The organism is Nonomuraea sp. NPDC049129, assembly GCF_040648495.1.
GTDB lineage: Bacteria > Actinomycetota > Actinomycetes > Streptosporangiales > Streptosporangiaceae > Nonomuraea.
Genome location: NZ_JBEZDU010000015.1, coordinates 163357 through 183734, shown reverse-complemented (window position 1 = coordinate 183734; position 20378 = coordinate 163357). Strand labels below are relative to the sequence as shown.

Annotated in this window: 19 protein-coding genes; 13 read left to right on the top strand and 6 right to left on the bottom strand. The window is 69.7% G+C overall.

Annotated elements, in window-relative coordinates:
• Positions 1 to 48: 48 nt before the first annotated feature.
• From AB0B64_RS38230 to AB0B64_RS38220, 3 genes are all read left to right on the top strand, one after another.
• The gene (locus AB0B64_RS38230) at positions 49 to 1056 is read left to right on the top strand and encodes a LacI family DNA-binding transcriptional regulator (protein WP_358183869.1); all 1008 of its coding nucleotides are present in this window, start codon (positions 49 to 51) and stop codon (positions 1054 to 1056) included.
• A 59-nt stretch (positions 1057 to 1115) separates the two neighbouring features.
• Complete coding sequence (locus AB0B64_RS38225) at positions 1116 to 1421, top strand: hypothetical protein (RefSeq protein WP_357956670.1); 306 nt, start codon at positions 1116 to 1118, stop codon at positions 1419 to 1421.
• Between the two features lie 224 nt (positions 1422 to 1645).
• Positions 1646 to 2473 carry a hypothetical protein gene (locus AB0B64_RS38220; protein ID WP_358183865.1) on the top strand — a complete coding sequence of 276 codons (828 nt, stop codon included), beginning with the start codon at positions 1646 to 1648 and terminating at the stop codon, positions 2471 to 2473.
• A 66-nt stretch (positions 2474 to 2539) separates the two neighbouring features.
• Here AB0B64_RS38220 and AB0B64_RS38215 read toward each other — a convergent pair whose 3' ends face one another.
• Positions 2540 to 3301, bottom strand: coding sequence for an FCD domain-containing protein (locus AB0B64_RS38215; protein WP_357956666.1), 762 nt, complete (start codon positions 3299 to 3301; stop codon positions 2540 to 2542).
• Positions 3302 to 3483: 182 nt separating this feature from the next.
• On the opposite strand from AB0B64_RS38215, the gene AB0B64_RS38210 reads away from it, so the two are divergent.
• The 7 genes from AB0B64_RS38210 to AB0B64_RS38180 all read left to right on the top strand — a co-directional run bounded on the left by AB0B64_RS38210 (position 3484) and on the right by AB0B64_RS38180 (position 11810).
• On the top strand, positions 3484 to 4725 hold the full coding sequence (locus AB0B64_RS38210) for a sugar ABC transporter substrate-binding protein (protein WP_358183862.1): 1242 nt from the start codon (positions 3484 to 3486) through the stop codon (positions 4723 to 4725).
• Positions 4726 to 4727: 2 nt separating this feature from the next.
• Complete coding sequence (locus AB0B64_RS38205; RefSeq protein ID WP_357956662.1) at positions 4728 to 5672, top strand: sugar ABC transporter permease; 945 nt, start codon at positions 4728 to 4730, stop codon at positions 5670 to 5672.
• On the top strand, positions 5669 to 6484 hold the full coding sequence (locus AB0B64_RS38200; RefSeq protein WP_357956660.1) for a carbohydrate ABC transporter permease: 816 nt from the start codon (positions 5669 to 5671) through the stop codon (positions 6482 to 6484). Before AB0B64_RS38205 ends, AB0B64_RS38200 begins: the two co-directional genes overlap by 4 nt.
• Before the next feature lie 5 nt (positions 6485 to 6489).
• Entirely contained in the window at positions 6490 to 7638 is a 1149-nt protein-coding gene (dgoD, locus tag AB0B64_RS38195) for a galactonate dehydratase (RefSeq protein WP_358183859.1), read from the top strand.
• Positions 7639 to 7686: 48 nt separating this feature from the next.
• Positions 7687 to 8916 carry a D-mannonate dehydratase ManD gene (manD, locus tag AB0B64_RS38190; protein WP_357956656.1) on the top strand — a complete coding sequence of 410 codons (1230 nt, stop codon included), beginning with the start codon at positions 7687 to 7689 and terminating at the stop codon, positions 8914 to 8916.
• A 94-nt stretch (positions 8917 to 9010) separates the two neighbouring features.
• Complete coding sequence (locus tag AB0B64_RS38185; protein ID WP_358183856.1) at positions 9011 to 11308, top strand: polysaccharide lyase 8 family protein; 2298 nt, start codon at positions 9011 to 9013, stop codon at positions 11306 to 11308.
• Positions 11309 to 11399: 91 nt separating this feature from the next.
• The gene (locus AB0B64_RS38180) at positions 11400 to 11810 is read left to right on the top strand and encodes a hypothetical protein (protein WP_358183854.1); all 411 of its coding nucleotides are present in this window, start codon (positions 11400 to 11402) and stop codon (positions 11808 to 11810) included.
• A gap of 113 nt (positions 11811 to 11923) precedes the next feature.
• Here AB0B64_RS38180 and AB0B64_RS38175 read toward each other — a convergent pair whose 3' ends face one another.
• The 3 genes from AB0B64_RS38175 to AB0B64_RS38165 all read right to left on the bottom strand — a co-directional run bounded on the left by AB0B64_RS38175 (position 11924) and on the right by AB0B64_RS38165 (position 13743).
• The gene (locus tag AB0B64_RS38175) at positions 11924 to 12892 is read right to left on the bottom strand and encodes a hypothetical protein (RefSeq protein ID WP_358183851.1); all 969 of its coding nucleotides are present in this window, start codon (positions 12890 to 12892) and stop codon (positions 11924 to 11926) included.
• Positions 12893 to 12894: 2 nt separating this feature from the next.
• Positions 12895 to 13017: a hypothetical protein gene (locus AB0B64_RS38170; protein WP_357956648.1), complete on the bottom strand. Its 123-nt coding sequence runs from the start codon at positions 13015 to 13017 to the stop codon at positions 12895 to 12897.
• Positions 13018 to 13134: 117 nt separating this feature from the next.
• Positions 13135 to 13743 carry a helix-turn-helix domain-containing protein gene (locus tag AB0B64_RS38165; protein WP_358183848.1) on the bottom strand — a complete coding sequence of 203 codons (609 nt, stop codon included), beginning with the start codon at positions 13741 to 13743 and terminating at the stop codon, positions 13135 to 13137.
• A 101-nt stretch (positions 13744 to 13844) separates the two neighbouring features.
• On the opposite strand from AB0B64_RS38165, the gene AB0B64_RS38160 reads away from it, so the two are divergent.
• On the top strand, positions 13845 to 14738 hold the full coding sequence (locus AB0B64_RS38160) for an NmrA/HSCARG family protein (RefSeq protein ID WP_358183845.1): 894 nt from the start codon (positions 13845 to 13847) through the stop codon (positions 14736 to 14738).
• 46 nt (positions 14739 to 14784) lie between these two features.
• On the opposite strand, the gene AB0B64_RS38155 is transcribed toward AB0B64_RS38160, so the two are convergent.
• Entirely contained in the window at positions 14785 to 15426 is a 642-nt protein-coding gene (locus AB0B64_RS38155) for a helix-turn-helix domain-containing protein (protein ID WP_358183842.1), read from the bottom strand.
• 137 nt (positions 15427 to 15563) lie between these two features.
• Between AB0B64_RS38155 and AB0B64_RS38150 the strand changes: the two genes are divergently transcribed.
• The gene (locus AB0B64_RS38150; RefSeq protein WP_358183839.1) at positions 15564 to 16196 is read left to right on the top strand and encodes an NAD(P)H-dependent oxidoreductase; all 633 of its coding nucleotides are present in this window, start codon (positions 15564 to 15566) and stop codon (positions 16194 to 16196) included.
• A 117-nt stretch (positions 16197 to 16313) separates the two neighbouring features.
• Here the strand turns inward: AB0B64_RS38150 and AB0B64_RS38145 are convergent, their stop codons facing one another.
• Positions 16314 to 16934, bottom strand: a complete 621-nt coding sequence (locus tag AB0B64_RS38145) for an L-threonylcarbamoyladenylate synthase (protein WP_357956639.1) — start codon at positions 16932 to 16934, stop codon at positions 16314 to 16316.
• A gap of 172 nt (positions 16935 to 17106) precedes the next feature.
• On the opposite strand from AB0B64_RS38145, the gene AB0B64_RS38140 reads away from it, so the two are divergent.
• Positions 17107 to 20355 carry a BTAD domain-containing putative transcriptional regulator gene (locus tag AB0B64_RS38140; RefSeq protein WP_358183836.1) on the top strand — a complete coding sequence of 1083 codons (3249 nt, stop codon included), beginning with the start codon at positions 17107 to 17109 and terminating at the stop codon, positions 20353 to 20355.
• Positions 20356 to 20378 lie beyond the last annotated feature (23 nt).

Genomic DNA, 20378 nt, shown 5'->3' with positions numbered 1-20378 from the left:
TCGCTCGTGAAGGGAGTCCCATTGGCCGCGCACAATCGACGGCGACGCGTGACGATCGCCGATGTGGCCGGCCACGCCCAGGTCTCCGTCACAGCGGTGTCCAAGGTGATCCGCAACGCCTACGGCGTCAGCCCGGCCATGAAGGACCGGGTCAAGGCGTCCATCGAGGAGCTGGGCTACCGGCCGCAGGCCGCCGCCCGGGGCATGCGCGGGCGCACCTTCACCGTCGGCCTGATGCTGCCGCACATCAGGAACCCGTTCTTCGCCGACATCCTCGACGGCCTCATGGAGCAGCTCGCCGACACCGGCTACCAGGCGATCATGATCCAGGGCGGCGTCACCCGCAAGGTCGAGAAGCAGGCGGTCGACGCCCTGGTGGACCGGCAGGTCGACGGCATCATCATGGTCGCCCCGCTCGCCGGCCGGGCGCGGCTGGAGGAGGTGGCGCAGGAGGTGCCCACCGTGGTGCTCGCCCGCCACGAGCGGTCGGCGCTCTACGACTCGGTGTTCGACGAGGACGACGTCGGCGCGGAGCTCGTCGTACGCCATTTGATCGAACTCGGGCACCGCCGCATCGCGCACATCACCCACCAGGACAACAGCAACGCGCGCCCCTCTGACCTGCTGCACGTCATCCGGGCCGAGGCATACGAACGCGTCATGCGCGAACACGGGCTCGACGACGAGATCGCCATAGCGAAGACCTACTACCACGAGCAGGGCGGCTACGACGGCGCTCGCCAGCTGCTGAGCCGTTCCCCGCGCCCGACGGCGATCTTCGCGGGCGCCGACCAGGCGGCCTTCGGCGCGCTCGCCGCGGTCCACGAGGCCGGACTGTCCGTCCCGCAGGACCTTTCGGTCGTGGGTTACGACAACACCCAGCTGGCCGCCCTGCCCAACATCGCGCTGACCAGCGTCAACCAGGACGGAGCCGTCATGGGCGGCACGGCCGGCCGGCTCCTGCTCGAACGCATCCAGGGCCGCACCTCAGCGGTCCGCTTCTCCGTCACCCCCAGCCTGGTCATCCGCGGCTCGACCGCCCCACCTGGTGGCTGAGACGTTCCGTGTCCCATGCGCGATGGGATGGCCCTCCGGGGCGGACGTCTTCGCGACGGTTGCCCGCCGGATCACCGGCACGACGCGCGAAGCTCGTCGAACTGCCGGTGGTAGACCCCTCGTCCTGGCGCAGCAAGTTCGACCGGTTGACGGACCCGGCGAAGGCCGCGACGATCGGTCGGCGATCGCACTGGAAAGGTGCGGTGCTGGACCGGCTGCCGGAGCGGCCCTTGTTGGACATCCTCGCCCGCACCGCGCACCTGACCGGCTGGCACCACCGCTTCGGACCGGCCTCCGGCTCCGATCCGAAGATCAAGCCCGAGGAGCGGACGTGGGCTCTTTGCGCAGACGGATGGCCGACATGACCTGTGGCGAGGACGGACCGAGCCTGGCCCAGCCGGCAACCAGACCGCGGCAACCGAGCGGTGACCGAGTCCGGGTGACACCCCGACGCTGCCCGGCAGAATCGACTGGAAAATTGTCGACCGGAGTTGTCGTATCTGGGCCCCGTTGTTCGTAGCTAGGGTGAGCGGTCGCCCACGAGGGCGCTGTCACGACCAGCTGTCACGACTAAGGGAGATGCCGACCGATGCAGCAGCACTCACAGACCAAGATCCACCGCATGTTCGAGCTCGTCGAGCCGATCGCCACGGTCACCTTCTCCGAGGTGGCGAACGAGGCGTTCCTGGCCCTCGGCATGCGCAACTACTGGGACGGATACTTCGCGGGCCGGGCCGCACCGCTGGGACTGGCACCGGCCGAGGTGGTGCACGCGGTCTTCTACAACTTCGCCGACGGCGAGGTGGCACGCCACATCCCCTGGGTGTGGGGAAAGACCACCCCGCAGGAGGCGATCACCGTGCGCGAACAGGGCAGCACCGCCGCCCTGCGGCAAATGATCGGGGAGCTCGCCGACTCGCCCGGTCTGGTGCGGGCCGCCGACCTCGCCATCCGAGCAGCGGTCAGCGCGCCGACCGAGGGCCGACCACTGTACGCCGGGCTGCGGGCGCTCGACGTGCCAGAGGAGCCGGTGGCCAGGCTCTGGCACGCGGCGACGCTGCTGCGGGAGCACCGCGGGGACGGCCATAACGCCGCCCTTCTCGCCCACGGCATCGGCGGCACCGAGGCCCACGTCCTCATGGCTGTTTCCCTCGGAATGAGGGCGGAGGAGTTCGGCCGGATCCACCATCTGCCCAAGGCACAGCTGGCCGCCGTGGTCGACGGGCTGCGCGGCCGCGGCCTCGTGGACGCCGCCGGCGGGTTCACCGACGCCGGCCGGGAGACCAAGGAGCGGATCGAGGCGCTCACCGACGAGCTGGCCGCGCCGGCGTACGACGTGCTCAGTGCGGACGAGCTCGACGAGCTGGCCGCGGGGCTCGAGCCGATCGCCGCCGCGGTATGGGCCGTCGACAACTGAGGCGTGGCTTGAGGGCATCGCGCCCTCGAAGATCGCTCCTGAACGTCCGGATCGGCGGCAGCGCGCTCAGCCGCCGCCTGGCTCGACGGCCTGCTCCCACATGGACTTCATCTCGGCGAACCCTTGCTCCATGATCCCCACCATGGCCTCCCGGGCCCGCTCGCCGTCGCGCCGCTGGATCGCCTGGGCCACGTCAGTGTGCAACTGCAACGCCTGCTCGTCCGGGTTGTGCGGCATCAGGTGGTAGTGGTGCCGGCCGGCGAGCACCTCGGCGACGATCAGCTGCAGTTTCGCGAACATCTCGTTGCCGGAGCCGGCCAGCACCCGCCGGTGGAATTCGATGTCCAGGGTGAGGAAGCGCGGCTCATCGCCGGCTTTCCCCGCGGCCCACATCTTGGCCGCGAGGCCGACCAGCTCGCTCGCCTCGTTGTCGTCGATCCGCTCGGCGGCCAACCAGGCGGCGTGCGGCTCGATCGCGGTCCGTAGCTCGGTGATCGAGCGCATCTGCGCCATCCGCCCGGCCGAGGCCAGCCGCCAGCGGATCACCTGCGGATCGAAGACGCTCCACCCCTCGGCGGGCTGGATCATGATCCCGACGCGGCGCCGGGTCTCGATGAGTCCCATGGATGCGAGCACCCGTAGCACCTCGCGGATCACCGAGCGGGAGACCTGGTAGCGGTCGACCAGGTCGTCGATGCTCAGGACGGAACCGGCGGCCACATCGCCGCTGCAGATGGCGGTGCCGAGGTGGTCGAGGATGCGTGCGTGTAGCCCAGTCTCGGGAGGGGAGGGCTGGGTTGGGGCACCCTCGGGGGAGGACTGATTCACGGCATAAAGCATATCAGTTGAAGGCCAGCTCTTGAATAAATCCGCTTTTTTGTCCTAGCATCCCGGAATTAAGCCGATGTTACGAGAGTGTGGCGCTCTTCCGGGCGGCGGCCATGACAGAAAGGCGAGATGACGTGCAACGTCGATCGATATTCAGTACTTCTCTGGCCGTGGTTGTCGCCATGAGCCTGTCCGCTTGTGGCGGTGGCGGTGACGACAGCGGTGCGTCCAAGACGGTCCGGGTCACCCTGGCCAACCACGTGTGGACGGAGAACATCAAGAAGAGCCTGCCCGACTTCGAGAAGCAGACCGGGCTCAAGGTCGAGGTCACGCAACTCGGCGAGGACCAGCTCTCCGATCAGTACAACGTCAAGCTGAACGCCGGCTCGTCCGACATCGACGTGATGATGTACCGCCCCTTGCAGGAGGGGAAGCTCTTCGCCAAGAACAAATACCTGACCGACCTGTCGGACCAGGTGAAGGCCAACAAGGACTGGGACTTCAGCGACTTCCAGGCCGGCCCGGTGGAGGCCACCACATACGACGGCAAGCCGGTCGGTGTCCCGATCATCACCGAGCAGGAGGTCCTCTACTACCGCAAGGACCTGCTCGCCAAGGCCGGCCTGAGCGCCCCGCCGAAGACCCTCGACGAGCTGAAGGCCGCCGCCGCCAAGGTCAAGGCGGCCCAGCCGGACGTCGCGGGCTTCGTCGCCCGTACCGGCAAGTCGCCGGCGGTCACCCAGTTCTCCAGTTTTCTCTACAGCTTCGGCGGCGACTTCGTGGACGGCAGCGGCAAGGCCGCGGTCAACAGCGACGCGGCCAAGCAGGCGTACGCCTACTACGGCGGGCTGATCAAAGACTCCGGCCCGGCGAACGTCAGCACCGATATGGGCTGGCCCGAGGCGATGGCCATCTTCACCCAGGGCAAGGCCGCCTTCTACACCGAGGCCAACTCGCTCTACAAGAACGCCACCGACCCGGCCAAATCCAAGGTCGCGGACAAGGTCGGCTTCGCGCCGTTCCCGGCCGGCCCGGCCGGTTCCAAGCCGTACAACATCCCGTCATGGGCGCTGGGCATCAACTCCAGCTCGGAGAACCAGGGCAACGCCTGGAAGTTCATCGAGTGGGCCACCGGCAAGGACCAGACGCTCAGCCAGCAGACGTCCGGCGTGCCGGGCGCCCGTAGCTCCGTCTGGGCCAACCCGCAGGGCACCTCGACCTTCCCGAAGGACCTGGTGGAGGCCATCAAGGCCAGCACCAAGGCCGGGGTGGGCCATGACCGGCCGCTGGTCGTGAAGGTTCCCGAGGCCCGCGAGATCGTCGGCCAGCCGATCGTCGACGCGATCACCGGCAAGGACGCCGCGGCGGCCGCTGACACGGCCAACGCCGCATTCCAGAAGTTCCTGGACGACGAGGCCAAGTAAGCATGGCAACGATCACCACCGCCAAGCCGCCGCGCAGCGCCCCGACCGCCTCCCATACGCCCGGCTGGGTGCGCTGGGTCAATGACCACCGCAAGTGGCTCTTCGCCGCGCCCGCGATGACCTTCGTCACCGCGCTGATCGTGTTCCCCCTGGCCTGGACCGGCTATCTCAGCCTGACCGACGCCGAGGGATCCGTCCGCGCGGAGAGCGAGTTCGTGGGCTTCCAGAACTACCTCGACGTCTTCACGGACACCGCCCGGTTCTGGCCCGCCGTAGGACGGACCGCCACGTTCACGGTGGTCGCGCTGCTGTTCGAGGTGGTCCTCGGGATGGCGATCGCCCTGCTGCTCTGGCGGCCGTTCAAAGGGCAGAGATGGGTCCGGGTCGCCATCCTGATGCCGCTCGTCGCCACCCCGGTCGCGGTCGGCATGATGTGGCGGCTCATCTTCGACCCGAACATCGGCATGGCCAACCAGATCCTCGGCTGGGTCGGCATCGGGCCGCAGCCGTGGCTCGCCGGCCAGCACACGGCCCTGCCCACCACGATCTTCATCGACGTGTGGCAGTGGACACCGATGGTGACGCTGATCCTGCTCGCCGGGCTCACCTCGCTGTCGGACGAGCCGCAGGAGGCGGCGCGCATCGACGGCGCCAGCACCTGGCAGCGTTTCCGGCACGTGACCCTGCCGCTGCTGGGACCCACGCTGACCGTGGCGATCCTGCTGCGCGGCATTGACGCGCTGAAGACCTTCGACATCCTCTACGCCACGAAGGGCCGCGGCGGCGGTTCGTTCCACGAGGTAGAGACGCTGAACGTGTACGCCTACGGCCTCAGCTTCGATTACAACGAGTACGGCGTCTCCTCCACCGTCCTCATCCTCTTCTTCCTGATCATCATCGGGGCGATGTGGGCCCTGACCGCCCGGCGCAAGGAGGCCAAGCGATGAAGCCCCGTCCCGCGTACCGGGTGTTCCGGGTGGTGGCACTCACCTTCGTGGTGCTCTCGCTGCTCGCGCCGCTGCTGTGGATGATCGCCGCGTCGTTCAAGACCAACGTCGACATCTACGATCCGGGCAAGGCGCTGGCCTTCTCGCCCACCATGGACAACTACGCCAAGGTGCTCCGGCAGGCCAACTACGTCGAGTTCATCCTCAACAGCCTCTGGGTGGCGTTCGCCGCCACCGTGGCGTCGCTGATCCTCGGCCTGCCGGCCGCGTACTCGATGAGCCGGTTCAACATGAGGAAGTCCGCGCTGGTGGTGCTGATGGCCCGGGTCATCCCCGGTGTCTCGCTGCTGGTGCCCTGGTACTACGTCTTCTCCAACCTGAAGATGGTCGGCGGCTTCGGGGTGCTGATCCTCAGCCACATGTTCGTCGCGCTACCGCTGGTGGTCTACATCATGATGGGCTACTTCGACAGCCTGCCCGAGGAGCTGGAGGAGGCGGGGCTGGTCGACGGGCTGACCCATATCGGCGCGTTCCGCCGCATCCTGCTGCCGCTGTCCGTACCGGGTATCGCCACCGCTGGGATTTTGTCCTTCATCTTCTCCTGGAACAACTTCATGTTCGCGCTCGTGCTCTCCGACGCGGACACCAAGACCCTGCCCGTGGCGATCTTCGACTTCGTCGGCTACGCCAGCATCGACTGGGGCGGTCTGATGGCCGCGGCCACCGTGGTCACCGTACCGATCATGCTGATCGCCTTGTTCGTGCAGAAGTACGTGGTCTCCGGCCTCACCGCCGGCGCGACAAAGGGCTGACCGGCATGACGACCATCGCCCGCATAGAGACCTTTCTCGTCGCCCCCCGCTGGCTCTTCGTCCGGGTGGAGACCGCCTCCGGGATCGTCGGCTGGGGTGAGGCCACCTGCGAAGGGCGGTCCGAGACCGTCCGCGCCGCCATCGACCAGCTCGCGGAGCTGCTGATCGGCCGGGACGCGCTGCGCATCGAGGACCACTGGCAGGTGCTGACCAAGGGCTCGTTCTACCGGGGCGGTCCGATCCTGGCGAGCGCCGTGGCGGGCCTCGACCAGGCCCTCTGGGACATCGCCGGCAAGCACTTCGGCGCCCCGGTGCACCAGCTGCTCGGCGGTCCGGTACGAGACCGGATCCGGATGTACGGCTGGGTCGGCGGCGACGAGCCCAGCGAGGTCCGCGACCACATCGCCGCCCAGGTCGAGGCCGGGCTCACCGCGGTGAAGATGAACGCCTCCGGCAAGATGAGCCCGGTCGCCTCGGTCGCCGAACTGAACGGCGTGGTCGCCCGGGTGGCGGCCGCCCGCGAGGTGCTCGGCGACGACCGCGACGTCGCCGTCGACCTGCACGGGCGGTTCACCCTGGCCAACGCCCGCCGTCTGGCGCCGCTGCTGGAGCCGTATCGGCCGCTGTTCCTGGAGGAGCCGGTCGTCCCGGAGAACTCACACCTCATCGGCGAGTTCGTCCGCTCGACCACCATCCCGGTGTCGACGGGGGAGCGGTTCTACAGCCGGCAGGAGTTCCTGCCCGCCCTCCAGGCCGGCATCGCGGTCGCCCAGCCGGACCTCTCGCACGCCGGCGGCATCACCGAGGTACGCAAGATCGCCACCCTCGCCGAGGTGTACGACGTGCAACTCGCCCCGCACTGCCCGCTCGGCCCGATCGCCCTCGCGGCCTGCCTGCAGATCGGCTTCGCCACGCAGAATTACCTCATCCAAGAACAGAGCATCGGCATCCACTACAACCGCGGCGCCGAGGTGCTCGACTACTGCCTCGACAAGACCCCGCTGGCTTTCGTGGACGGGTACGTCGAGCGGCTCACCGCGCCCGGCCTGGGTATCGAGGTCGACGATCAGGCGGTCCGCTCCGCCGGCAAAACAGGACACGCCTGGCGCAGCCCCATCTGGCGGCACCGGGACGGTTCCTACGCGGAATGGTGAGCGTGATCCCTCGACTTCTCCGCCACCACCTTTGAGAAAGGCATCTGCGTGAAGATCATCGCAGCGGACGTCGTCGTCACCAGCCCCGACCGCAACTTCGTCACCCTCAAGATCACGACGGATGAGGGGATCAGCGGGCTGGGAGACGGCACACTCAACGGGCGGGAGCTGGCGGTCGCGTCGTACCTGGCCGACCACGTTGTCCCCCTCCTGCTCGGGCGAGACCCGCATCGCATCGAGGACACCTGGCAGTTCCTCTACCGTTCGGCGTACTGGCGGCGAGGGCCCGTCACCATGGCCGCCATCGCGGCCGTGGACGTGGCGCTATGGGACATCAAGGCCAAGGCCGCCGGGATGCCGCTCTACCAACTACTCGGCGGAGCCTCCCGGAACGGGATCATGGCGTACGGGCACGCCTCGGGCCGGGACCTGCCAGAGCTGTTCGACTCGATCCGCCGGCACCTGGAGATGGGTTACCGGTCGATCCGGGTGCAGACCTCCGTACCTGGCATCAACGCCGTGTACGGAGTAGCCGCCCAGCCCAGTGTCGACGGCAGGCGGTACGACTACGAGCCGGCCCAGCGCACGGCGCTGCCCGCCGAAGAGGACTGGGACACCCGCGCCTACCTGCGCCACCTGCCCGGCGTCTTCGAGGCGGTGCGCAACGAGTTCGGGCCCGAGCTGCCGCTGCTGCACGACGGGCACCATCGGATGACCCCGATCCAGGCCGCCAAGCTCGGCAAGGCCCTTGAGCCGTACGACCTGTTCTGGCTGGAGGACTGCACGCCGGCCGAGAATCAGGAGGCGCTGCGCCTGGTACGCCGGCACACCACCACTCCGCTGGCCATCGGCGAGGTCTTCAACACCGTGTGGGACTACCAGACCCTGATCCGCGAACAGCTCATCGACTACGTCCGCTCCGCCGTCACCCACACCGGGGGGATCACGGCCATGCGGAAGCTGCTCGACTACGCCGCCCAGTACCAGATCAAGTCCGGCATCCACGGCCCGACCGACATCTCGCCGGTCGGCATGGCCGCCGCCCTGCACCTGGACCTGGCGATCCACAACTTCGGCATCCAGGAGTACATGCAGCACGGCCAGGCGACCAACGAGGTGTTCCAGCAGTCGTTCAGCTTCACCGACGGCTACCTGCACCCCGGCGGGCTGCCGGGACTCGGCGTGGAGCTCGATGAGAAGGCCGCGGCGCGCTTCCCGTACCAACCGGCGTACCTGCCGTTCAACCGGCTCACGGACGGCACCGTCCATGACTGGTGAACGCGGGGGTCCTGCCGACGCGATGATCCGGGCCATGGGCGAGTCGACATATGATCCTTTGAGCTGATGTTCGCCCGATTGTCGAAAGGCCGCCATGACCCACCCCCTCAGCCGGCGGTCCGCCCTGCTGGGCACCTCGGCCGTGGCCGGCCTCGCTCTTTGGGACAGACCAGCCGAGGCGGCCGGCCCCGCCACGGTCGGTGCCGCCACGTTCGACGCCGCGCGTGAGCGGTGGGTGAGCCTGCTGGCCGGCGGGTCGTACGACTCGGTCTACACCGACAAGGCGCAGGCGGTCGACGGCTCGGCCAACGCGGTGCTGCGCAAGCTGAAGCCCGACGCCGGCCGCCCGAGCCTGTGGCCCGACCTGCCACTCGACGACCCCCGTACGGGCAACTTCAACCGCGCCTACAACCGCATGCGCACGCTGGCGCTGGGCTGGGCCACGCCGGGCACCACCATGCACCGGGACGGGCGGGTCGCCGACACCGCGATCATGGCGCTGGACTTCCTGTACAAGCACGCCTACCACGAGGGACTCGACCGGCGGGGCAGCAACTGGTACTGGTGGGAGATCGGCGTCCCCCGCGCGCTGACCGACACCTGCGCCCTGCTGTACGACGGCCTGCCCAAGGACCGCCTCGAGCGCTGGCTGCGCCCCCTGCGCCGCTGGTGTCCCAACCCGGAGCGCCGCGTCAGCCACCCCGGCGTCGTCGAGACCGGCGCCAATCGGGCGGGCAAGGCCACGGCGGTGGCGATGCGCGGATTGCTCACCCACGACGCCCGCCTCGTCAAGCGGGCCAGGAACGCGGTCTCCGACCTGCTGCGGCCGACCAGGGGCCCGGGCGACGGCTTCTACCGTGACGGGTCGTTCATCCAGCACGACGTGTTCCCCTACAACGGCAGCTACGGCGTGGACTACCTGGAGAGCGTGGCCAAGCTGATCGCCATGCTCGCAAGGTCACCGTGGGAGATCACCGGCATCGGCAACGTCTACGACCTCGTGGATCGCTCGTTCGCACCGTTCATCTTCGACGGGCTGATGATGGACTGCGTACGCGGCCGGCAGATCTCGGTGCAGGGCCACCGCGACCACCACTCGGGGGAGAAGGCGGTCGAGTCCATCCTCACCCTGCTGGAGGCGGCGCCCGAGCGCTATGCCCAGCGCTGGCGACCGCTGGTGAAGGGCTGGATCGTCCGCAACCAGGCCGCCCCCACGCTCGCATCGCTGGCGAGCATCGCCGGGGCCAAGGCCCTGCTGGAGGACCTGTCGGTGCCGGTCGGCCCGCGCATGACGGGCACGTACGTCTTCGCCGACATGGACCGGGTCGTGCACCGCCGCCCCACCTGGGCGTACGCGATCGCGATGAGCTCGGAGCGCATCGGCGCGGCCGAGGCCATGAACCAGGAGAACCTGCACGGCTGGTACACCGGCGACGGCATGACCTACCTCTACACCGCCGACCTCACCCACTGGAACGACGACCTGTGGCCGACGATCGACCCGCACCGGCTGCCGGGCACGACGGTCGACACGCGCAAACGCGCCGACCTCTCCCACAGCAAGCGCCGCCTGCCACCCACCCCGTGGGCGGGCGGCGTGGCACTCGACGGCGAGTACGGCGTGGCGGCCATGAAGCTGATCGCCGACGGCTCCTCGCTGCGGGCCAAGAAGGCGTGGTTCCTGCTCGATGACGCGGTGATCGCCCTCGGCACCGGCATCGCCGCCTCCGACGGCCGCCGCATCGAGACCATCGTGGAGAACCGCAACACCCACGACTGGCATCCGCCGCTGACCCGGGGCGACGGCTGGGTCCACCTGTCCGGTGTGGCCGGCTACGCGCTGCTCGACGGCGCCGACGCGAAGGTGATCCGCGAGCAGCGCACCGGCCGCTGGCGCGACATCGACAAGGGCGCCACCACCGGCGGCGACAACACCCCCGTCACCAGGCACTACACGACGATCCTGCTCGACCACGGCGTCGATCCGGGCAAGGCGCGCTACGCCTATGCCGTGCTGCCCGACGCCTCCATCGCGCAGACCGCGGCTTACAGGCAGCGGGTCAAGATCCTCGCCAACTCCCGGACGGTGCAGGCCATCGCCCGCGACAACGTGCTCGCCGCCGTCTTCTGGCGCGCGGGGACCGTCGAGACCGCGGACGGACCGCTCCACGCCGACGGCCCCTGCACGCTGCTGATCCGCCGCGACCACGGGCGGGTACGGCTCGCGGTCTCCGACCCGTCCAGGACCGCAGACGAGGTGAAGATCACGCTGCCCTGGCGGGTGAAATCGGTCAAGAAGAGCGACCGCGGCGTGCGCAAGTCCAAGCGCTCGGTCAAGGTGGAGGTCGGTCGCAGCCGCGGACACGCCCACACCGCGGTGGTGCACGTCTGAGGCGCTGAAGAGCAAGTCATCGTTGGCGCTCGCGAACTTTCCCTCGTGCCGCAGCGACGAACTACGAAGTAGACCATTACGGAGGCTGTAGATGACTTCGCCCTTGACTGTGGAACCGCCGTTAACCCGTCCGCACCGGTCCCGGCGGCTGAAGGGACTCGGGCTGATCGTTCTCGGCATCGCGCTCGGTGTGGCGCTGTCCGTCGCGGTGCGGTGGCCGCGGACCGAGGTGGTCTATCGCAGCGACCAGCCGGCCACTGTGGCCTACGACGACGATTCGAAGCATCTGCTGGCTTTTATTCGCCGGAGCGCCCTTATCGGGGAGTCGCACCAGATCTTCGTCGGCCGGGATCCCAGCCTTTCTTACGGCCATTGGGTGGACATCGAAACGTCCGCCGACTCTGTCAAGACGACAGAGTGGACGACCGCCGGGGTACGGGTGCTTTTCAACACCGGGCACGAGCTCTTCATCCCCGCCAGGTACTTCATCGGCGGAAGGTGACCCCGGGCCGTCCAGAGGCGGGGTTCGAGCTGTTCAGGGGCAGCCCCGCGAGACAGCCCCGCGAGACAGGCTCGCCAGACAGGCCCGCCCGGCTGACCTGCCCGGCCCGCCAGTTATGGGCGGGCGAGCTCGGTCACCGTGCGGGCGCGCAACAGGCGCGGGTGCAGGAGTTCGGCTCGCTGCCTGGGTACGCCGGCGGCGAGCGCGGCGTCAGTGAGCGCGGCCCCGATCCATTCGAGGTCGACGCTCCGGCCGTCATCCTGCCTGAGCAGCGGCTCTCCGGGGGGACGGCTGGCGCACAGCGCGCGCAACAGGTGGCGGACCTCCGGCGACACCGGGAACGCGACGATGCCATCACGACCGTCGCGCAAGGTGATCAGGGTCAGCCGGTCGGCGGGGGCGGAAGGGCGGACATCGTGGGCGGTCAAAGCGGCCAGCGCCTCCACGGAGGCGCCTGTCGCCTCCAGCAGCGCGACGGCGAGCGCCTCGGCCCACCGGCCGTCGTCGGCCAGCCGCCCGGCACCTGCTCGCAGCAGGCGCCGTTCGGCCGGGGTGAGCGGGGGCGTGCCGGTCACGCCGCGGTGAGACCGATCCGCGCCGGTTCGCCGGGCGAAGGCGTAGAAGGAGGCCAGCGTGGCGCGTCTCCGGATCACCGTCGCCCTGGTCAAGGGCTTGCCGGACGCGCGTACGCCGGTCGTGAGGGCGGTGTAGCAGTAGGCGTCCAGTTGAGCCTCGGCGGCGGTGAGCAGGTCGAGGGCCGGCTCGGCGGTGTGCAGCCAGCGCAGGAACGAGGCCAGGACCCGCAGCCGTGTCTGCCGCAGGGGAGCGGAGGGCTTCTCGCGCAGCCAGGCCGTCACCGTACGCCGGGTCCGCGGATCCAGTGCGTCCACAAGGCCGACGTCGGCCGCGGGGACCTCGCCCCCATCACCAGGGCGCAGGCGCGGTCGTAATCCCGGGATCTGCCCGACGCCGACCGGCTCTGGATGGCTCGCTGGTCTCATGGGGTCGCCGCCGGGGAAGGGAGACGCGAGGCCGTCCCCGAACGTGTGCGGGACTCGCGGGGTGGTCTCCGCTTCGACCATGCTCAGCACGCGGCCGACGCCGCGACCAGGTCGGCGTTGAACATCGCGGCAGCCTCGCCGGCCGACCTGGAGGGGTGAAGGACCGGACGGCCCGTGCCTGACAAACCCATCATGATCTCGATCATCTCATGGAGCGTCGCCAACAATCCTCGCCTGACCCGGTGGACAGCGGCTGTCAGCTTTGAGCGCAGCCGCCGGACACCACCGGTGGATTGTGCCATGTGTACAGCCGGGAGGCCAGGTCAGCGCGCGCTCGTCGCCGCTCGGCTCAGTGGAGGGTGCTCGGCGGGCGGACTCTTCAGGACGCCGCCGAGGGTGAGCCGCAACAGCCGGCGAGCGCTGTCGGGATCGCCGTCGGAGGCCACGGAGATGGCGTTGGTCAGGGTCATGAGGTCGTGGGTCGTCGCCTCGGTACGCAGGACGCCCGCTTCCTCCGCGTCCGTGACCAGACGCGTCGCCGCATCATGTATCAGGCCGTGGCAGCTGTCTTCCGCGGCGACGGCGCATTCGGGGGCTGACATCAGGGCCGTCGCGAGTCCGCGTGTGGTCGCGGTGTACGTCGTCACTTCCTCGAGCCACGCGGCGAGCGCGTCGCCGGGAGCCAGGCTGTCGGCGAGTGCTTGGGCGCGCCGGCTGAGCCGTTCCACGCCCTCGTGGAACACCGCGTTGAGCAGGTCATGTCGCGAGGGGAAGTGCCGGTGCAGGGTGGCTGAGCCAACGCCCGCGCGGCGCGCGATCTCTTCGAGCGAGGCCTGTGCGCCGTCCCGTCCGATCACCGCCTCCGCGGCCTCGAGCAGTCGCCGGCGATTGCGCTGCCTGTCTGCCCGGCCCGCCGGACCTGCCGCGTTCATCGTTGCGCTCACCCTTCACTGGACAAACGGTGGGACCCCCCATATCGTAGCGTCTGGAAAAGCGGGGTGCCCCTCCGTTTATGGGGCCGCTGGAGGCATACATGTCGGATTCATCATTCGTGCTGGTCACAGGGGCGACCGGTCGGCAGGGCGGGGCGACCGCGCGGGCCCTGCTCCGAGCGGGAACGGACGTGCACGCTCTCGTACGCGATCCCACCTCGCCGCGCGCACAGGAGATCGCCGCTCACGGTGCCACGCTCGTGCCGGGCGACCTGGAGGACCCGGCTTCGTTGGTGGCGGCCCTCGACGGGGCCCGAGGCGTGTTCTCGATGCAGATGCCCGACCTCGCCGATCTCATGGGCGACTCCGAGGTGCGGTACGCCGGCAATCTCGCCGCCGCGGCGCAGAAGGCCGGCGTCGAACAGATCGTGCACACCTCGGTGTCGGGGGCGGGCCGCCGCGAACCGATCGACGAGGAGCGATGGGGGGCCCACATGGGGCACTATTGGCGCAGCAAGGCCGCCGCGGAGCAGGCGATGCGTGACGCGGCGACCCGCTACACGACCATCCTGCGCCCAAGCACGTTCATGGAGAACCTCCTCTACCCGTCGTTCTACTTCCCTGACGGGCGGCCGGACCATCTGCTGGTCGCCATGGATCCCGAGGTTCCCCAGCCCTTCGTCGCCCTGGACGATATCGGCGTCGCGGCCGCGGCCGCGTTCGCCGACCCCGAGCGGTTCGACGGCGTGGAACTTGAACTGGCAGGCGACCTGCTGACCTTCCGCGATGCGGCCGCGATCCTCTCCGAGGTCCGCGGAAAGCCCATCACCCTTCCCGCCGACCCGTCGGAGGCACAGGCCGCCGGTCTGCGCAGCGAGTTTGTCCTGTCGCAGCAGTACGCCAGCCTGCACCCCGCACCGGCGCGTCCCGAGTTCGCCCACGCCCTCGCGATCCCGACCACGACCTTCACCGACTGGGCCCACGCCACCCTCTGACGGGCCTGTCGATCGGGTATCCGGGCGCTATCGCCGCTGCCGTGAGCTAACCGCTGTGTGACGGCGTACGGAAGAGGCGTTCGATGATGGTCTGCCAGCTGTCGGCCAAGGGGATGGAGGCCGGGGTGGGGTCGGCCGGGAAGGGCCGCGACATGCCCAGGTAGAGCAGGATCGGGCCTTCGAGGGCGGCGGTGAGCTGGACGGCCAGGCTGTCGAGGTCGGCGATGTCCAGGAGTTCGTCTTGGTGCGCCTGTCCCAGGAGCATGCGGATGTGCAGCCGGGAGAGGTTGTGCTCGCCGACGGGGACGGGCTGGTTGCGGTCCAGGGCCGCGCGGACGATCGCGTGGTGGTCGAGCAGAAAGGCGATGCGGGCCCGGCCGTAGGCGATCAGCCGCCGCACCGGGTCGGCTCCGGGGCCGAGCGGCGGTGGCCCGCCCATGACGGCCTGCTGGAAGGCACGGTCGTCCTCGTCCACCAGGGCCTGGAAGATTCCCGCGCGGGTGCCGAACCGGCGAAAGACAGTCCCTTTGCCCAGGCCGGCCCGTTCGGCCAGGCCGTCCATGGTCACCTTCTCCACCCCGTGCTCGGCGATCATCTCGCGGGCCACCTGGAGCAGTTGCAGACGGTTGCGCGCCGCGTCCACCCGTTCCGCACGGGGACGACCGAAGGGCACCACAGGGAGATCCACAAGTTCTCACCCTACCTCTGGAATATAAAGCGGGGTAAAGTCCGCTTATGCTGAAGCGAGTCGCGGGGCCGGCACCCAGGCCAGACCGCCGCCGACACCGTGGAGCCGCATGACGCGGCACCTTAAAGGAGATGATCATGAGTCTGTTCCGGCTGGACGCCAGCATCCTTCCCGGCACCTCTTCCAGCGCCGAGCTCGCCGACCTCGTTGAAGCCGAGTGGACCGCGACCCGGCCCGGCGTGCCCGTGGTGCGCCGTCACCTGGCCACCGACCCGCTGCCCGCCGAGGCCTGGGCGCTCGCGGCGACCGCGGGGTTCACCCCTGAGCCCGACCGCACCCAGGCGCAGCGTGACGCGCTCGCGCTGGCCGTGCGGCTCGCGGCCGAACTGGAGGCGGCCGACGCGGTTCTGCTGGCCGTGCCGCTGTACAACTACGGGGTCTCCCAGCACTTCAAGACCTGGGCCGACCTCGTCATCGCTGGAGCGGGCACCGGCACTCCGGTGCTGAAGGGCAAGCCGACCGTGCTGGCCACCGTGCGTGGCGGCGGCTATGGGCCCGGGACCCCGCGTGAGGGCTGGGACCACTCCACCCCGTACCTGACGCGGGTTCTGAGGGACATGTGGGAGGCCGACCTCACCGTCGTCGAACGTGAGCTCACCCTCGCCGCCACCAACCCGGCCATGGAATCGCTGCGCCCGCTGGCCGCGCAGCTTCACGGCGACGCCCTCGCCGCCGCCCGCGACGCGGGCCGAGAGCTGGCCGCCAAGTAGCCGCGCCGCCGGCTCGCACGGGCCAAGCGCTCCGCGGCCGCAGCCGTACTGGCCAAGCGCCGGCCGCCGCCAGGGTCGCCCCGTGGTGCTCGGGGCGGCCCTCACCCTTACTCGAACCTACTCAAAGAGGGACGGGTCTCCCGTGCCTCGACGGAGAATCTCGGGCTCACCCTGCGAGAGGTCCACGACGGTGGTCGGGGTGGCGCCGCACTCGCCCGAATCGATGACCGCGTCCACCACGTGATCGAGCCGCTCCTTGATCTCCCAGCCCTGCGTCGCGGGCTCGGTCTCGTCGGGCAGCAGCAGGGTGCTCGACAGCAGCGGTTCGCCGAGCTCGGCCAGCAGCGCCTGGGTGACGATGTGATCAGGGATCCGCACGCCGACCGTCTTCTTCCGGGGGTGCAGCAACCGCCGCGGCACCTCCTTGGTCGCGGGCAGGATGAAGGTGTATCCGCCCGGAGTCGCCGCCTTGACCAGCCGGAACACCGCATTGCTCACGTGAACGAACTGGCCGAACTGCGCGAAGTCCCGGCAGACCAGCGTGAAGTGATGATTACTGCCGAGGCTGCGGATCTCCCTGATCCGATCGATGCCCTCCTTGTTGCCCAGCCGGCACCCCAGCGCGTAGCACGAGTCCGTCGGGTACGCGATCAGCCCGTCGGCGTTTAACGACTCGACGACCTGGCTGATCAGGCGAGGCTGGGGGTTGTCCGGGTGCAGAGCGAAATACTTGGCCACACCTCGGATCTTAGAAGCGAACACCCCATCGCATGACACGCGCCCCGGCGCAGTGCCGCGACGTCGCTGGGAATGGGCACTGGTCGAGCAGGATCACAGTACCCACCGCCTTCGCGGTCCGCTTCACTGGCTGAGCCCAGGCGATCCGATGACATTCCAAGGTGGTACACGCGTGGCTGTGGCAATCCTTCCCATCGACGGCGATGGCGAGGACGGACGGGCTTCCGGCGGCTCCCTGCTCTTCCAGATTCTCGGTCCTTTACGGCTCTGGCGGGGTGACGTCGAGTTGAGCGCCGGCCCGCGGCAGCAGGCCTTCCTGCTGGGCCTTCTCCTGGCCAGGGAAGGACGGCCGATCAGCACCGACGAGCTGATCGATCTCATTTGGCAGGATGATCCGCCGGCGAGTGCCCTCAACGTCATCCACAAGTACGTCGGGTCGTTGCGCCGGCTGCTGGAGCCTGAGCTTCCGGCGCGAAGTTCCGGCTCGTACCTGGAGCGGCGTGGCAACAGCTACCTGTTCTCAGCGGCAGCCGGGACACTGGACCTTGTCGTGTTCCAGAACCTGGTCGAGGCCGCCCGGGTGCAGGAGCGTCCTGAGGCGGCTCTCGACTGTTACGTGGAAGCGCTGGGACTCTGGCACGGCTCCGCGGGCGATGGGCTGGGCCAGGGATCGGCCGCGACGTCGATTTTCGCGAGGCTGGACGGCCAGTTCTTCGACGCGTGCACGGCGGCGGCCGAGCTCGCGGTGTCGCTGGGCCGGCCGGAGCGGCTGCTGCCTTCCCTGCACCTGGCTGCCCGGATGGCGCCCTTGCACGAGCCCGTGCAGGCGAGCCTCATCTCCACGCTGGGCGCCGCCGGGCAGCAGGCGGAGGCGTTGTCGGTGTTCCGCGCGGTCCGTGCCCGGCTCGCCGAGGATCTCGGCATCGATCCTGGCCAAGCCCTGGCCGCCGCGCACCGGCGGATGCTGGACCAGAACCCGACGGCGACCGAGACAGTGACCGTACAGCCCTCGGCCGGACACTCGCCCGCACCGGTACGGGCCCCCGCGAGATCCGCGACCTCGTCCGGAGACGTCCTGGTCGGCCGAGCGGAGGAACTGACGGTGCTGCGGCAGGCGATCGAGCCCGCCTTCACCGGAGGCACGGGGCTCATCGTCCTGGAGGGCGAGCCGGGGATAGGCAAAACGCGGCTGCTGGAGGAGCTCACCGCCGAGGCGGAGGCGCGTGACGCCGCCGTCGTCTGGGCCCGCTGCCTGGAAGGCGAAGGAACGCCGTCGATGTGGCCGTGGATCCAGGCAGTCGGCGCGGTGCTGGACGAGTTGCCCGGCGCGGCGCGAGAGAGATGGCTCGCCGGCGAACTCGGCGACCTCCTGGAGCCGGACGGCGACGTCCTCGGCGAATCGGTGGCACCCGACGCGGGCGCCCAGTTCCGCTTGTTCGAGGCGGCCGTCGCCGCCATCGGCCAGGTCGCGGCGCGGCGGTCACTGGTGCTCGTGATCGACGACCTCCAGTGGGCGGACGTCGCGTCACTGCACTTGTTCAGCCACCTGGCGGCCCGGCTGCCGACCGGGACCGCGATCATCGGAGGGCTCCGCGACCGCGCGCCCGTACCCGGATCGGCACTGACGCGGACGCTCGCCGCGGCGAGCCGGGCGCCCGGCCACTTCCGTAGCCGGCTCGGTCCTCTCGGCTCGGCCGAGGTGGCCGAGCTCGTCCGCCGCGAGACCGGCCAGGATCCAGGCCCGGAGGCCGTCCGCGGCATCTATACGCGTACGGCCGGCAATCCGTTCTTCGTCCGGGAGCTGGCCCGGCTACTCGCTGACAGCGGTGCGCTCGTCGAGGGCGCCGGGGCGCGAGTGGGAGTGCCCTCCACCGTGCGAGACGTCGTCCGCGACCGGATGGCCGGACTCGACGACTGCGCCAGGAACCTGCTCCAGATCGCCGCGCTGATCGGCCGGGAGGTGGACCTCGGTCTGCTCGCCGGCGTCGCCGACCTTGACGTACAGACCTGCCTTGATCGTCTGGAGCCCGTGGAAGCGCTCGGCCTGCTCGAACCCATACCGGGGAACCCGTTCTCGTTCCGCTTCTCGCACGATCTGGTCCGCGAGTCCGTCTCCGAGACCACGCCTGCCGGGCGGGCGAACCCGCTTCACCTGCGCGTCGCCGACACGCTCGACCGTACCGACTCCTCCGGCGACTACGTGGCCGAGCGCGTCGCCCACCACCTGTGGGCGGCCGGCCCGCTCGCCGACCCGCGCCGGACCACGGCGGCGCTGGTACGCGCGGGCCGTCACGCGGCGGCCAAGTCCGCGCTCGAGGCCGCCGAGCGACAACTGCGGCTGGCCGTCCGGGTGGCGCGGACGGCCGGCCTCGCCGACGCGGAGCTGCCCGCCCTGTCCCAGCTGATCGCGGTCGTCGGGATGCGTGAGATGTACGGCACGTCGTCGGTGGATCTGCTGGAACGCGCGGAGCACCTGGCCCGGATCCTCGGCCGGGAACTCGACGCCATCGTCCTGCTCTACTCCCGCTGGGCGGCCCACGCCCAAGCCCTCGAGAACGACCGCAGCGGGCTGCTGGCGCGCCGGTTGCTGAAAGAGGGTGAAGCGTCCGCCGAGCCGCTCGTACGCGCGTACGGGCTGCAGGCGTGGGGACTTCAGCAGTTCAGTGACGGAAACATGGGTGAAGCGTTCCGCCGCCTGACCGAGGCGAGCCGGATCCTGCTGACCCGCGTCGTCCGGCGCGAGGAGGATCCCGTCTGGTACGACCTGCAGCTGCTGATGATCGGGATGCTCGCGGAGGCGACCGCGATGCACGATGACATCGACGGCGCGCGATCGTTGCTCGACCGGCTGGCGGCCCCCGGCGACGCCCCGTTCACGATCACGGTCTGGGCCGCCCACGCGGCAAGGATGGAAGCACTGATCGGCGACCCGGTACGGGCCTTGCGCGCGGCGGAACGCGGGATCGCCGCGGACCCCGACTTCTCCTTCGTGTTCCTCGGCACCTACCAGCGGCTGGTCCGGTGCTGGGCGCTGGCCATGACCGGCAGGGATCCGGCCGGCGCCGCCGCGGAGGCTGAACGGATCATCGCCACGAACCTCCTCGATCCGCCTCGGGCCAGCGTCTCGACCTGCTACGGGCATCTGTGTGAGATGTGGCTGGCCGCCGGCGCGCTGGACAAGGCCGCCGCGGCCCTCGACAGGGCCGACTCCTGCCTCGACCTCTATGGCCAGCGCTACGCGGAGGGCCTGCTCCTCCTGCTGCGGGCGCGACTGCTGCTGGCCGGAGGGGAATCCGTCGCCGAGGTGAGGGCCGTCGCGGAGAGGTGCCGCACGCTGTCCACCGAACGCGGGACCCACCTGTTCGCACGGCGCGCCGAAGAGTTCCTGGCCACGCTGGACGATGGGCCGGTCGCCCACTGATCCACGCGGATCCTGAAAAGGGT

Coding starts and splice junctions, on each gene's coding strand:
- AB0B64_RS38200 (WP_357956660.1), top strand. CDS start 5,669: ATGAAGCCCCGTCCCGCGTACCGGGTGTTCCGGGTGGTGGCACTCACC.
- AB0B64_RS38165 (WP_358183848.1), bottom strand. CDS start 13,743: ATGAACGCGGCAGGTCCGGCGGGCCGGGCAGACAGGCAGCGCAATCGC.
- AB0B64_RS38205 (WP_357956662.1), top strand. CDS start 4,728: ATGGCAACGATCACCACCGCCAAGCCGCCGCGCAGCGCCCCGACCGCC.
- AB0B64_RS38220 (WP_358183865.1), top strand. CDS start 1,646: ATGCAGCAGCACTCACAGACCAAGATCCACCGCATGTTCGAGCTCGTC.
- AB0B64_RS38170 (WP_357956648.1), bottom strand. CDS start 13,017: ATGATCGAGATCATGATGGGTTTGTCAGGCACGGGCCGTCCGGTCCTT.
- AB0B64_RS38160 (WP_358183845.1), top strand. CDS start 13,845: ATGTCGGATTCATCATTCGTGCTGGTCACAGGGGCGACCGGTCGGCAG.
- dgoD (WP_358183859.1), top strand. CDS start 6,490: ATGACGACCATCGCCCGCATAGAGACCTTTCTCGTCGCCCCCCGCTGG.
- AB0B64_RS38180 (WP_358183854.1), top strand. CDS start 11,400: ATGACTTCGCCCTTGACTGTGGAACCGCCGTTAACCCGTCCGCACCGG.
- AB0B64_RS38150 (WP_358183839.1), top strand. CDS start 15,564: ATGAGTCTGTTCCGGCTGGACGCCAGCATCCTTCCCGGCACCTCTTCC.
- AB0B64_RS38175 (WP_358183851.1), bottom strand. CDS start 12,892: ATGGTCGAAGCGGAGACCACCCCGCGAGTCCCGCACACGTTCGGGGAC.
- AB0B64_RS38210 (WP_358183862.1), top strand. CDS start 3,484: ATGAGCCTGTCCGCTTGTGGCGGTGGCGGTGACGACAGCGGTGCGTCC.
- AB0B64_RS38185 (WP_358183856.1), top strand. CDS start 9,011: ATGACCCACCCCCTCAGCCGGCGGTCCGCCCTGCTGGGCACCTCGGCC.